Consider the following 13238-nt stretch of genomic DNA (forward strand, 5'->3'; position numbering starts at 1 on the left):
TTAGCCATGGCAAAACCTGAAGGGTCGCAGCCGATGAACAACGCTGCGGCCGCCCAGTCGCTATCGGACAGGACATCCGGAGCGATCCAGGATGTCCTGTCGGGACGTCGGCGGGGTGGGGTGATGAGTTCGCTGCTGTTTGTCGGGCCGGCGGTGATCTCGTCGATCGCCTATATGGATCCCGGCAACTTCGCGACAAACATCCAGGCCGGCGCTCGCTATGGCTACACGCTGCTGTGGGTCGTCATCATGGCGAACCTGATCGCCATGCTGTTCCAGGCGCTCTCGGCGAAGCTCGGCATCGTCACCGGCAAGAGCTTGGCGGAACTATGCCGGGATCGCTTTCCCAAGCCCGTCGTCCTGGTCATGTGGGCGGTCAGCGAGGTCGCCGCCATGGCGACCGACTTGGCCGAGTTCCTGGGTGGAGCGATAGGGTTCTCGCTGCTGTTCGACATGCCGCTGATGGCCGGGATGGTGGTCACCGCCATCGTGACCTATGGCATCCTGCTGTTCGAGAGCAAGGGGTTCCGCCCGATGGAGTTGATCATCGGCGGTCTCGTCGGGGCGATCGGCCTGTGCTACTTGATCGAGATGCTGCTGGCTCCGGTCGCCTGGGACCAAGCGGCGCTCGGCGCGGTGACGCCCCGCATACCCGACGCGGCGGCCTTGGCGATCGCCGTCGGCATCATCGGCGCCACCGTCATGCCGCACGCCATCTACCTGCATTCGGGGCTGACACAGGGCCGCGTGATCACCCGGAACGACGCCGAGCGGCGCATGCTGCTGCGCTTCTCGAACCGCGAGGTGGTCGTTGCCCTGGCCGTCGCCGGCATGGTCAACATCGCCATGGTGGTGATGGCGTCCAGCGCCTTCCACGCCGGCCATCCGGAGGTTGGCGAGATCGAGACCGCCTATCATACCCTGACGCCGCTGCTGGGTGCCGGGGCCGCGACGATCTTCCTGGTCTCGCTGATCGCCTCGGGAGTGTCCAGTTCCGTCGTGGGAACCATGGCGGGGCAGATGATCATGCAGGGTTTCCTCCGCTTCCGCATCCCTCTCTGGTTCCGCAGGCTTGTCACCATGGCGCCGGCCTTCATCGTCGTGGGATTGGGCGTGGATTCGACCCAGGCGCTGGTGGTCAGCCAAGTGATCCTGAGCATGGCCCTGCCGGTGCCGATGATCGCCTTGGTGATGCTGACCGGAAATCGCGAGATCATGGGAGGATTCGTCAATGCCCGCCTGACCCGCATCGTCGCGATGGCGGGCGGCGCGGTCGTGCTGAGCCTCAACATGGTGCTGCTGCTGCAAACCTTCGGCGTCTCCATCCCCGGCCTGGAAGGTTGATCCCAGCCGGTTGCCCCATCCCTCGATAACGAAGGATATCTGGAACAATCATCGCGGGCGGGCTATTGACTCACCTGATGGATCCGATTTCACAAACGGGGGCTACCGTGGAAAACAACATGAACCACGTGATCGTGATCTCCTCGGTCGCGATCTCGATCCTACTGCTCCTCATCATCACCGCGTAGAGGTTGACGTGATGACGACCCTGACAGTGGAGGGCGAACTGCGCGGCCATGTCGCCGGGGCCCTTCGCGATTACATCACGAAGCTGTATGAATTCAAGGCTTCGACGCCTTCCGCCGCCGCGAAGGCGGATTACGATAGAACCATCGCCGAGGTTCAACTGCTGCTAGACAAGGTCGAGCAGTAAACCCGCGGGGCTGTTCGGTTCAGCGAATCTTCGAGATCGAGACGAGCCGATCGCACCGGTCCTTGACCCGCACGCTGAAGCGACGGCGGCTGGCATTGGGTTTCACGTTGACGATATCACCGCTATTCAGCAGATAGTTCCGATCGACGATCTCCGGCTCGTCCAGCGCCTCCTCCTCCTCGGGGGTGGCGAAACACGTCCAGATCGTGCCGTTGGGCGTCCGCGCGTCTTTCCGCAGATGCTCGACCGGCTTCGGGCGATGCCTGAACAGCCCCATGGGCATGGTCTCCTGATGACAGGACGGTTAAGATTTGACGGGTTCGTCGTGCAACCGGTGCCGCGACGCTAAGTTCCCATATTCAAAAGGTGTGCTTGCGCGCCGCGGCATGATTGTGGAAGGGAAGGAAGCATGAAGCCGGTCAGGGTCACCGTCTGGAACGAGTTTCGGCATGAGAAGGCAAACCCCGAAGTCGCGGCGCTCTATCCCGACGGCATGCACGAAACGCTGGCCGCCGCCTTGCGCGCGGCGGGTCACGAGGTCCGCACCGCCACCCTGGACGAGCCTGAGCACGGCCTGACGGAGGCGGTGCTGGACCAGACGGATGTGCTGCTGTGGTGGGGACACCGGCACCACCGCGATGTCGCCGACGCCATCGTCGACCGGGTCCAGGCGCGGGTGCTGGGCGGAATGGGATTGATCCCGCTGCACTCGTCCCATTTCTCGAAGATCTTCGTTCGGCTGATGGGCACCACCTGCCACCTCAAGCACCGCGTCGCCGGGGAGCGCGAACGGCTATGGGTGATCGCGCGCGGTCATCCCATCGCCGAGGGCATCCCGGAGCATTTCGACCTGAAGCCGGAGGAGATGTACGGCGAACCGTTCGACATCCCACCGCCCGACGAGTTGGTGTTCGTCAGCTGGTTCCAGGGGGGCGAGGTGTTCCGCAGCGGTTGCTGCTACCATCGTGGACAAGGGCGGATCTTCTACTTCCGCCCCGGCCACGAGACCTATCCGACATACCACGACCCCAACGTGCTACGGGTGATCTCCAACGCGGTGCGCTGGGCGGCGCCACGCGATGTGGCGCCGCGCCAGTTCGGCCGGAGCGCTCCGCTGGAGCCGTTGGACCCCACCTGAGCATAGAGTTGGCGGCTTACGTCAGCGCCGCCGCCATGGCGTCATCGACCCGTTCCAGCCAGACGAAGTTGAGCGCGTTCCGCGCCGCCTCCGGGATCTCCTCGTAATCCCGGCGGTTGCGGGCCGGCAGCATCACGGTGGTGATGCCGGCCCGCTGGGCCGCCAGCACCTTCTCCTTGATGCCACCGACCGGCAGCACCAGACCGCGCAGGCTGATCTCGCCAGTCATCGCCAGGTCACTGCGGATCGTCCGGCCCGTCAGCAGCGAGACCAGCGCCATGAACATCGCCACACCGGCGCTGGGGCCGTCCTTGGGGATGGCGCCGGCCGGCACGTGGACGTGGATGTCGAACTTGTCGAACTCGACGGGTTCGGCGCCCAGGAGCTCCGGCCTCGACTTGACCAGGCTGAGCGCCGCCTGCGCGCTCTCCTTCATCACGTCGCCCAACTGACCGGTCAGGATCAGCCGTCCGCCGCCCGGCGTCCGGGTCGCCTCGATGAACAGGATGTCGCCGCCCACGGGTGTCCAGGCCAATCCGGTCGCGACACCGGGAACGCTGGTCCGCATCGCGGTCTCGCTCTCGAACCGGCGCGGGCCCAGGATCTCCGTCACCTGATCCGGACCGACGATCATCCGCTCGATGTCGCCCTCCGCGATCCGCATGGTCACATTGCGGAAGACACCGCCGATCAGCCGCTCCAAGTTGCGGTTACCGGCTTCCCGGGTGTGATAACGGATGATCTCGCGGATCGCGTCGTCGGTGATGCCGGCCTGCTCGGCGGACAGGCCATTGGCCTCCAACTGACGGCGCACGAGATACCGCTTGGCGATTTCGAGCTTCTCCTCCTCGGTGTAGCCGGCGAGGTCGATCACCTCCATGCGGTCGCGCAAGGGGCCTGGGATGCTGTCCAGCACATTGGCGGTCGCGATGAACAGCACGGCGCTGAGGTCGAACGGCACGCCCAGGTAATTGTCCTTGAACGTCCCATTCTGCTCCGGGTCCAGCACCTCCAGCAGGGCCGCCGAGGGATCGCCGTGGAAGCCCTGGCCCAGCTTGTCCATCTCGTCCAGCATCATCACCGGATTGCGGGTGCCGGCCTTGCGCAGCGACTGGATGATGGTGCCGGGCAACGCTCCCACATAGGTCCGGCGGTGGCCGCGGATCTCCGCCTCGTCGTGCAGGCCACCCAGGCTGACGCGGACGAATTCCCGCTCGGTCGCCCGCGCGATGCTCTGGCCCAGCGAGGTCTTGCCGACGCCCGGCGGGCCGACGAAGCACAGGATCGGGCTGCGGCCGTTGGGGTTCAGCTTGCGCACCGCCAGGAACTCGAGGATGCGGCGCTTGATCTTGTCCAGCCCGTAGTGATCCTCGTCCAGGATGCGGCGCGCCGCCGCGATGTCGATCGCGCCTTCGCTTTGTTTCGACCACGGCAGTTCGATCAGCCAGTCCAGGTAGGTCCTGACCATCGAGTATTCGCCGGCGGCCTCGGGCATCCGCTCCAGCCGGCGCAGTTCCTTGGTCGCCTGCGCCTCGACCTCCGGCGGCATGCCGGCCTTGGCGATGGCTTCGGACAGTTCCTGGATCTCGACCTGCTTGGCGTCGGTCTCGCCCAGTTCCTTCTGGATGGTGCGGAGCTGTTCGCGCAGCACGTATTCGCGCTGGCGCTCGTCCATCGTTTCCTTCGTCTGCTCGCTGATCCGGCGCGACAGGCGCAGCACCTCCAGGCGGTGGGCCAGGAAGTTGCCGACCTTCTCGAGCCGACGGGCGAGGTCGAAGGTTTCCAGGACCTCCTGCTTCTCCTCGGGCTTCAGATCCATGTAATTGGCGACCAAGTCGGCCAAGGCCGAGGCGGTCGGGACGTTCTGGACGGCGGCCAGCAACTCCTGCGGCGCCTGGGGCAGAAGCTGGACAGCCTCGACCGCTTGCTGGCGCAGGTTGTGGAAGCGGGCCAGGATCTCCGTGTCCATGGTCTCGTGTTCGGGAGCCATCTGGACGCGGGCGACCAGGAACGGATAGCCGTCAAGGTATTCCAGGATGCGGAACCGCTGCTGCCCTTGGGTCACCACGTGGTGCGTACCATCGGGAGCCGTCAGATAACGCAGCACGCCGCCGACGGTGCCGACCCGATGCAGGTCGAGGCCGCTCGGTTCCGAGACGGTCTCGTCGCGCTGGAGTACGACTCCGATCGGCTTCTCCGACCGCACCGCGTTCTGGGCCGCCGCGATGGAACGTGGCCGTCCGACCGTGATCGGCAGGACGACGCCCGGAAACAGGACGAGGTTGCGAACCGGCACGATGGCCAAGGCGTCGTCCGGCAGGATCAGCCCGCCCTCGGGGGTGCTACCGGCGGTGCCCCCAACTGGGCTCGAAGCGTTGGAGCCGGGATTGGGGGAACTCGGGTAATTCGTGATGTCGTTCAGTGTGGTCGTCGCCATGTCATCGACTCCTCAGCCCACCTTGCGCAGGGACAGCACCAGGCAGCCATCGGCGAGTTCGCGCCGGCCCAGTTCGAGCGGACCGGGCGGCAATTCGATATGCCGTTCGAACCGGCCGTGGGGAATTTCCATACGGTGGATCAGCCCGGCCTTGCCGGACACCGGCAGGGCGCGTTCGCCCACCACGGTCAGCACACCACCGTCGATCACCACTTGGACCTGATCGGGACGCACGCCGGGGAGCGCCACCACGACGAGGTATTCCTCGGCGGTTTCGATCAAGTCGACCGGCGGTTGCCACGTCGGACGGCGGGCGGAGCCGGGATTGCCCGGAACGCCGGGTTGGAAGAACTGGCGGTGCATGCGCTCCGCCTTGTCCATCATGTCGAGGGCTTCCGCCCACATCCAGATACGGGGGTCACGCGACGGCATCTTGCCTTCCCCTCCTGAGAAATAGTCACTTCCTTCTCAAGTGGGCATGCGACTGGCGAAGTCGAGGGAATGGCATGGGGTATGCCGTGGAGATCAGCCCGGCGTGGCGCGCATCGCGCCCGCCCTTGAAACCGATCCTGGAACCGATGGCCCCGTGCGGGGGCCGCTCAGTGGGACGCGAGCCGGCGACCGGCGCGGCGCATCATGTGGCTTGGGTTGCAAACGGCCGCCATGCCGGCGGACCATATCGCCTTCGCGAAGCGGTGCTCAGCCAGATGCATGATCGTGTTCCGGTAATGGATCCGACCCTTGTCATCCAGGTAGCGCGCCATCCGCCGTGACAGCGGCTGCGCCTCCAGGTCGCGCCAAAATTCCTCGATCGTCAGGTCCGAGCCACGCAGCCGGGCGAGATTGCGCTGGTGGAGGTATTGGAGGACGCGGTGCTGGCGTAGGAAGCGGGTGGCGCTGACACTGCCGCCATGCAGCCGATACAGCGCGATCTCACGGGGGATCACCCGCACCGGTCCAAGCTCGGCCAAGCTGTTCATCAACTCGACATCGTCGGCACCGTCCATGCGGTCATCGTAGCCGCCAAGGTCGAGCGCCAAGTCCCGGCGGAACATGCAGGTCGGGCTGACCACCAGGATCACCCGCCCGTCCTTCCGGGCATCGAGATAATCCTGTTGCGTCTCCGGACCTAGCCTGACCTGCCGCATCCGTCGGCTCCACCGGTCGATCAGTCCGGCCCAGGCGCCCCACAGCACGACCTCTGGGTTCGCGCGCACCGCCTCGGCGAGCACCGCCAAGCGATCCGGCAGGGAGATATCATCCGAATCCATGCGAGCCACCCAAGGGTACTTCGCGGCTCGCAGGCATCGGTTGCCATTCTCGGCGGCTCCGACATGATCGGCCTGGATGACCTTCACCCGGGGGTCCTTGGCGGCATACGACCGCGCGATCTCAAGTGTGCGGTCGCTTGAGCCATCGTCGGAAATGATCAGTTCGAAGTCCTGGAAAGTCTGATTGAGGATACTCTCCACGGCTTCGACGATGAAGGCCTCCGAATTGTAGGCTGGCATTATGACACTGATCATGATCGCTCCTTCCACGTCGCCGATCTCGCTACCCCAAAACCTCGTCATTTTGACGGCTTCATTCCGACTGAAGCTAGGCTTTCGGAGTCACGTCCGACGATCGTGTTCCTGGGACGGGGGAAAACCATCGCCACAAACAAACGCGGAGGTCGTTCATTCAACCTGCAACTATTTTTCGCCGGTCCTCACCCAAATTTGGAAGGAGGGCCAAGCCGATACCGGCCGCGCTCGTCACGGTCGAGTGCGTGGGCCTCACGCAGGTCGCTCCAGGCGTTCAGCACCGCCCGGTAGGATTGGTCGCCCAGCGCCTCCAGCACCTCATGGAAGAACACGGGCCCGCCGCCAAGCAGTGCCTCCAGCCGGGCGACCAGCGGGGAGGCTTGCGGCGACGCGGAGGGTGGAACGCTCACAGGTAATCCTCCAGCCTGACCGCGTCCTTGAACGCGGGTTCGATGCGCTCGTAGCGGAAGGCGGGAATGCCTTCGGGAATGGTGGCGTCGATACCGAATTTCGAGGTAATCGGCAGTTGGCCCGGTGGCAGTTCCCAGGGGCGAACGCTGGGATCGACATGCTTGCCCTTCAGGCCGGACAGCACCACCACGTCCTTGTCGGCTTGGCAGCGGAAGGTCACCGCCCATTCGACCTGCGCCGGATCGTCGATGTCGATGTCGTCGTCGGTCACGATCACCTGCTTGACCACGGGCAGCGACAGCAGAGCCGCTATGGCGTTCTTGCCCTCTCCGGCGCGCTTCCTGATCGCCACGACGATCGACCAGCCGCAGCAGCCGCCTTCGGTGGCGCGGACGGATGTGACCTGGACGCCGATCATGCCGAGGATGCGGAAGCAGGCCGCCTCCGTAGCCGGGCCGTTGAGCCAGTCGTTCTCCCACGGCATCTGAAGGGCGTAGAAGATCGGTCGCGCGCGGTGGGTGATGGCGTTGACGCGGAAGATGGGGTTGTGCTTGAGATCGCCCTGCATGCCGGCGAACTCGCCGAACGGTCCCTCGTCCGCCGTCCAGCCATTGGGCAGCAACTCGCCCTCCAGGATGATCTCGGCATCGGCGGGCACGCGGATGTTCATCGTCCGGCACCGTACCAGACGTGTCGGCTTGCCGCGCAGGCCGCCGGCGATCTCCATCTCGTCGACGCCTGCCGGCGCCTTGTAGGCGGCGGCCATGTGCTCGAAGGCGTGGACGCCGATGGCGATGGCGACCGGCATCGGCTCGCCGCGCTCGAAATACTGGGTGTAGTGGCGGCGCAGGTCGGACGCGGTGAACAGGTCGATCGTCATCTCGCGCCGGGTGCGGAACATCAGGCGATAGCATCCGGCGTTCGGCCCCAGCTTGGGATCGTCGGCGAAGGCGACCCCGGCCGAAATGTAGGGACCGCCGTCCTTCTGGTGCATGAACGGGATCGGCAGGCTGGTCAGGTCGACTTGATCGCCCAGCATGACCCGCTCCTGGCATGCCGCCTCGGTCACGATGGTGGGCGCGAGCGGCTTGGCGACGCCCGCCGCGAAGCGCCGGCCAAGCTCTCCCTCCGGCCAGCCCAACGCGGAGGCTGTTCTGGCGCGCGTCCAGAACAGCCCGCCGACGACCGGGATGCCATAGTCCTCGACCGCGTCGAACATCAGGGCCGTCGGGGCCTTGCCGGTCAGCGCCGTGATGTGCTGCGGCCTGACCGGCTTGGCGATGCGGCGGAGTTGCCCCTCCCGCTCCATGCGGGCGAGCATGCCGCGGAAGTCCTCGAAACCCGCCTCCGCCTCGATCCGGACCTCCGTCGCGGCGGTCACAGTGGCAGCCCGGCGGCGCGCAGGATGTCGCGGGCGCGACCGCGCTGTTCCTCGGTGATCACCAGCCGTTCGGCGAAGTCCTTGCCGGTCGGGCGGGTGGCGTCGATGCCCATCTTGGTCAGGGTGAAGGTTTCCGGATCGGAGGTCGGGTCCAGGATGGCGCCCTTGGCATTGGGAATCATGAAGATGTCCTTCTCCGCCCGGACCCGCGTCGCGATCGCCCACATCACGTCGTTCATGTCGAAGATGTCGACGTCCTCGTCCACCACGATGACGTATTTCGTGTACAGCTCGGTTCCCAGCGCCGCCATCACCGCCAGTTGAGGCTCGCCCTCGGCGGTCTTCCTCATGGAGATGATTGCCATGAAGGCGCCGCAGGTGGTGTGCGGCACGTGGACCGCCTTGACGTTGGGAAGGTTGCGCCGGAGCGTGTTGAGGATCTCGCCCTCCCGCGTGACGCAGGAGATCAGGATGTGATCCTTCGCCATGCCGGAAACCACGCTGTGGTACAGCGCGTCGCGCCGCATCCGGACCCGGTGGGCTACGAACACGTTCTGGGTGCTGCGATAGGACGCGTAGCCGGTGAACTCGCCGAACGGACCTTCCGGCTCGTGGACGCGCGCCAGGATCTCGCCCTCGATGATGATCTCGGCGCCGGCGGGCACCTCCAAGTCCTGGACGCCGCAGCGGGCCAGCCGGTACGGCTCCTGGAACAGCCCGCCGATGATCTCGAACTTCCGCACGCCGGGGGGATAGGCGTAGGTCATCGACCCCATGTAGTGCAGCGGATGGATACCCAGCGTGATCGCGGCGGGCAGCGCCTGGCCACGCTCCTCCGCCCGGCGGTGGAACTCGTACATGCGCCGGCGCGAGTGCAGCGAGATGCCCAGCCGGTTCTTGCCTTTCAACATCAGCCGGTGGAAGCCGGTGGTGTCGACCCCCGTGACGGGGTCGCGCGCCACGATCTGGCCGGCGGTGATGTAGGGTGCGGCGTCGACGCTGAATTGGAGCGGGATCGGCAGCTTGGTCAGATCGACGTCGTCACCCTCGATCACGACCTCGTTCCACGGCGCCCAGTCCACGGTCTCGCACGGGATGTAGGTTTGGCAACGCTCGCGGAAGGCGGTGGGCAGGTCGCCGGGTTCGACGCCGAGGCAGGCGGCCAGCAGCTTGCGGCTGGCCGCGACGTTGGTCACGACGGGCATGTCGAAGCCTTCGACCTTCTCGAAGACCAGCACCGGGTCACGCCCCATCTTCTCCAGTTCGAACGCGACGGACGTCATGTCGAAGGTGCTGCTGACCGGCTGCTTGATCCGCAGCAGGTCGTCCGGGAACTCCCGCTCCACGAAGTCCAGGAATCCGCGCAGGGATTGGCGGTCGAAGGGGGGGTGCTGAACCAACGTCTCTTCCTCAGGTCGCTTCAGGGGCGGTGGGCTTTAAGGGCGGTGGGTGGGTATCAACTCACCGAGACGGCGGGTCAGGATGCCGTCGGGCGAGCGCAATTCGTCGAGCACGGTGAAGTGGTCGGCGCCGGTGATCGGCACCAGCGCGCCCGTGGCTCCGGCCGCCGCGCGGAGCGCGTGGAACTCCTCGGAATTGGCGACCAGGGCCGGCAGTTCGGCGGCGCCGTAGGAGACCATCAGCGGCTTCTGGACGACCGGCAGCCGCATCGGCGACAGCGTCTCGATCTCGGCGTCGGTCAAGGCCAGCTTTTCGTTTAGATAGGTGTCGCGGATCGGCCCAACCTCGTAGACGCCCGAGATCGCCAGCCCGGCGGCGACGGCGGGATGGTCCAGCACCATCGCGGTCAGGTGCCCGCCGGCCGACCATCCGGCGGCGACGATGGGACCCGCGACGCCATGTTCCACGCCGTGGGCCGCCAGCCAGTCGAAGGCGGCGCGGATCTCCGCGACGATCTGGGTCAGGCTGGCGTCGGGCGCCAGCGTGTGGCTGGGCATCGCCACCGACCAACCCTGGGCCAGGGGGCCTTCCGCCAGACAGGCGAAGCCTTCCCGGCTGTTCATCTGCCAATAGCCGCCATGGATGAAGGCGAGGCAGGGCGCCGCTGGGTCGGCCGCGGGGTAGAGGTCCCACTTCAGCCGCTCGGATGCGCCATAGGCGAGGTCCAGCTTGGCGGGACGCCGCGCGCGGAACTCGGCGGAGGCGGCGTTGCGTTCGGCGCTGTGGGCCTTGCTGTTGGCGACCGCCGCGCCATTGTTATACGCGGCGTCGCGCTCGGCTTGCGGCAGCTTCAGCCAGTCGTTCGATGGCCCGTCCTTCGATGACATGGCGGCCTGATGTCCGTTGTTTTCGCTCATTACCTTCTGGGACCCATGGCTTTCGAGGCTTGCCTCGGTTTCAGGAGCAAGCAGTATGCCATGGGCCGAACAGGGCCGCCCGCCCCGATGACGGTGGCCGGTATACGGTATGAAATCGACCGGCTGCCGATAAAGCGCGCTCCGGGCGCCGCTGGATCGCGCATTATCGACAACGCGCGCGGGAAGGCGCCGAAGCCCAGCCTTGAGGCGGCGTTTGCCGCTTCGCTCCCCAAGTCACCCCGATAACAGCCTGAATTCCCTTGGCACATCGCTTGCTGACCCTCCGTGGTCCAGCGACACACGGTGGAGGGGATGTCATGCCGGAAATCACCAGACGGGGTTTGTTGGTCGGGTCCATGCTGGCCGGGTCGGTGCTGGCGGCACCGATGATCATGAGCCGCCGGGTCCACTCCCAGGAACGCCGGAAGATCTCGTTCACGCTGCCGTTCCTCGCGGAAGGCGGCAACGCCTACGCCTATGTCGCCAAGGCCCAGGGATATTGGGATGCGCTGGGCCTCGACGTGGCGATCAGCCGGGGGTACGGCTCGGTGGCCGCCGCCCAGGCGATCGGCGCGGGGCAGTTCCAGTTCGGGTTGGCGGCGCCCTCGGCGGCGATCCAGCAGGCGGCCAAGGGCGTGCCGCTCGTCTCGCTCGCCTGCGCCGGATACGACGCGACCATGGGTATCTGCCTGCTCAAGGACAGCCCGATCCACAAGCCCAAGGATCTGGAGGGCAAGAGGATGGCGTCGGTGGTGACGTCCGGCGAGCATCCGTTCCTGCCGGTGTTCGCCGAGATGACCGGCTTCGACATGAAGACCGTCAATATCGTCCAGACCGATCCCAATGTCCGCCAGCGGCTGCTGGTGACTGGCCAAGTCGATTGCATGTCCGGCTTCGCGGTCTCCTTCATCCCGCCGCTGGTCTCGCAGGGCTTCGAGGCGCGGGCGATGCTGTACAACGATTTCGGCCTGACGCTCTACAACAACGCCCTGCTGACCCAGCCGGAGATGGTGAACAAGGAGCCAAAGCTGTGCGCCGACATCGCCAGCGGCTTGCTGCAGGCGATCAAGTTCACGATGCTGAACCCGGAGGAGGCGATCAAGCTGTTCCTCCAGCAGGTTCCGGAGGCGGGCCTGTCCGCGACGGGCGTCGAGCAGATCCGTCTGGGCGTCGGCATCTTCAACAATTCGATGCTGCACGAGCCGGCGTTCAAGAACAGCATCGGCTACGCGGTTCCCACGGACTACGAGACCATGACCGATTTGGTCATGAAATATGTGGCGGCACCGGGCGAGAAGCCCCCGAAGGTCGGCGACCTCCTCACCAACGACTTCATCGGCAAGCTGACCTTCACCCCGGAGGAATGGGCGGCGGCCCAAGCCAACGCCAAGCCGTACCGGAAGTACCTGGGGGAAGAGACCTGAGCGCGCGCCGGACATGACCGGCTCGGCCGAAATCATGGGTCGACAGGGAAGCGGTGGCGCGGGAAGATCGGTAATATCCTCCGAATTCAGCGCCCACCCGCCGATGATCAAGCGCCACAAGGCCGAAGTGGAATTCATGGTCCCGCACGCCCTCCCCCTGGGAGGGGCTGGGGATGGAGCTGCGGAAACGCTGACCAGCACCGTCCGGCACGCCTTGAGGCGCGACGTGCTGACCTTGGCCTTGCCACCGGGAGCGCGGCTGTCGATCCGCGACCTGCGCCTGCGCTACGATGTCGGCGCCACCCCGATCCGCGAGGCCTTGTGGAGCCTATTGGGGGAGGGGCTGGTCGTGGTCGAGCCCCAGATGGGCTTCCGAGTCGCGGAGGCCGACCGCGACCGGCTGGTCGGGCTGATGCTCCTGCGCCAGCGGATGGAGCCCTGGCTGCTGGGCAAGGCGCTCGAACTGGGCGGTCCGGCGTGGCTGCGATCGGTGGAGCGCGCCTATGCCGAGTTCGAACCGCTCGACAGCAAGGTCGGAGACCTTCGTCCGATCGACGAGCGCTGGGAAACGCTGCACCGGGCCTTCCACATTTCCCTGGTGGAGGGCAGCGGCGTTCCCACGCTGGTCCAGGCCGTCGCCCATTGGTACGCGGAGACCGACCGCTACCGCCGGCTGGCCTCCCCCAACCTCGGCGCCACCGTGGGCGCCAAGGGCGATCACGACGAGTTGTGCGAACTGGTCATGGCCGGCGCCGCGGCGGAGGCCGTCGCCGTTCTGGAACGCCACATCAGGGACACGGCGGAGCGGCACTTGGACTATTTCGACGCGGGGGGAGTGGGCGACGGGTAGGGAAATTCCGCGCGAGTCCGGGGATGAAGGGGCCAG

Annotated in this window: 13 protein-coding genes; 5 read left to right on the forward strand and 8 right to left on the reverse strand. The window is 66.1% G+C overall.

Annotated elements, in window-relative coordinates:
- Positions 1–33: 33 nt before the first annotated feature.
- Positions 34–1344, forward strand: a complete 1311-nt coding sequence (locus tag N825_RS29790; protein ID WP_037459871.1) for an Nramp family divalent metal transporter — start codon at positions 34–36, stop codon at positions 1342–1344.
- A 199-nt stretch (positions 1345–1543) separates the two neighbouring features.
- Positions 1544–1717, forward strand: a complete 174-nt coding sequence (locus N825_RS39295) for a hypothetical protein (RefSeq protein ID WP_157619630.1) — start codon at positions 1544–1546, stop codon at positions 1715–1717.
- 19 nt (positions 1718–1736) lie between these two features.
- On the opposite strand, the gene N825_RS29795 is transcribed toward N825_RS39295, so the two are convergent.
- Positions 1737–1994, reverse strand: a complete 258-nt coding sequence (locus N825_RS29795) for a hypothetical protein (RefSeq protein ID WP_037459873.1) — start codon at positions 1992–1994, stop codon at positions 1737–1739.
- A gap of 132 nt (positions 1995–2126) precedes the next feature.
- Here N825_RS29795 and N825_RS29800 point away from each other — a divergent pair, with 132 nt between their 5' ends.
- The gene (locus N825_RS29800; protein WP_037459875.1) at positions 2127–2855 is read left to right on the forward strand and encodes a ThuA domain-containing protein; all 729 of its coding nucleotides are present in this window, start codon (positions 2127–2129) and stop codon (positions 2853–2855) included.
- Between the two features lie 16 nt (positions 2856–2871).
- Here the strand turns inward: N825_RS29800 and lon are convergent, their stop codons facing one another.
- The 7 genes from lon to N825_RS29830 all read right to left on the reverse strand — a co-directional run bounded on the left by lon (position 2872) and on the right by N825_RS29830 (position 10898).
- A complete protein-coding gene (gene lon, locus N825_RS29805) occupies positions 2872–5292 on the reverse strand; it encodes an endopeptidase La (protein ID WP_037459878.1) in 2421 nt (806 codons plus the stop codon).
- 12 nt (positions 5293–5304) lie between these two features.
- The gene (locus N825_RS29810; protein ID WP_037459879.1) at positions 5305–5724 is read right to left on the reverse strand and encodes an Hsp20/alpha crystallin family protein; all 420 of its coding nucleotides are present in this window, start codon (positions 5722–5724) and stop codon (positions 5305–5307) included.
- A 167-nt stretch (positions 5725–5891) separates the two neighbouring features.
- The gene (locus N825_RS37140; protein ID WP_198038960.1) at positions 5892–6818 is read right to left on the reverse strand and encodes a glycosyltransferase family 2 protein; all 927 of its coding nucleotides are present in this window, start codon (positions 6816–6818) and stop codon (positions 5892–5894) included.
- 185 nt (positions 6819–7003) lie between these two features.
- A complete protein-coding gene (locus N825_RS37145; protein WP_051513546.1) occupies positions 7004–7228 on the reverse strand; it encodes a hypothetical protein in 225 nt (74 codons plus the stop codon).
- A complete protein-coding gene (locus N825_RS29820; protein WP_051513547.1) occupies positions 7225–8610 on the reverse strand; it encodes a UbiD family decarboxylase in 1386 nt (461 codons plus the stop codon). Before N825_RS29820 ends, N825_RS37145 begins: the two co-directional genes overlap by 4 nt.
- Positions 8607–10010 (reverse strand): UbiD family decarboxylase, encoded by a 1404-nt coding sequence (locus tag N825_RS29825; protein WP_051513549.1) that lies wholly within the window; start codon positions 10008–10010, stop codon positions 8607–8609. Before N825_RS29825 ends, N825_RS29820 begins: the two co-directional genes overlap by 4 nt.
- A gap of 36 nt (positions 10011–10046) precedes the next feature.
- Positions 10047–10898, reverse strand: coding sequence for an alpha/beta hydrolase (locus tag N825_RS29830; protein ID WP_037459936.1), 852 nt, complete (start codon positions 10896–10898; stop codon positions 10047–10049).
- A gap of 347 nt (positions 10899–11245) precedes the next feature.
- Between N825_RS29830 and N825_RS29840 the strand changes: the two genes are divergently transcribed.
- Entirely contained in the window at positions 11246–12352 is a 1107-nt protein-coding gene (locus tag N825_RS29840; RefSeq protein WP_084165181.1) for an ABC transporter substrate-binding protein, read from the forward strand.
- Positions 12353–12488: 136 nt separating this feature from the next.
- On the forward strand, positions 12489–13202 hold the full coding sequence (locus N825_RS29845; protein ID WP_198038961.1) for a GntR family transcriptional regulator: 714 nt from the start codon (positions 12489–12491) through the stop codon (positions 13200–13202).
- Positions 13203–13238 lie beyond the last annotated feature (36 nt).

Source organism: Skermanella stibiiresistens SB22 (assembly GCF_000576635.1).
GTDB lineage: Bacteria > Pseudomonadota > Alphaproteobacteria > Azospirillales > Azospirillaceae > Skermanella > Skermanella stibiiresistens.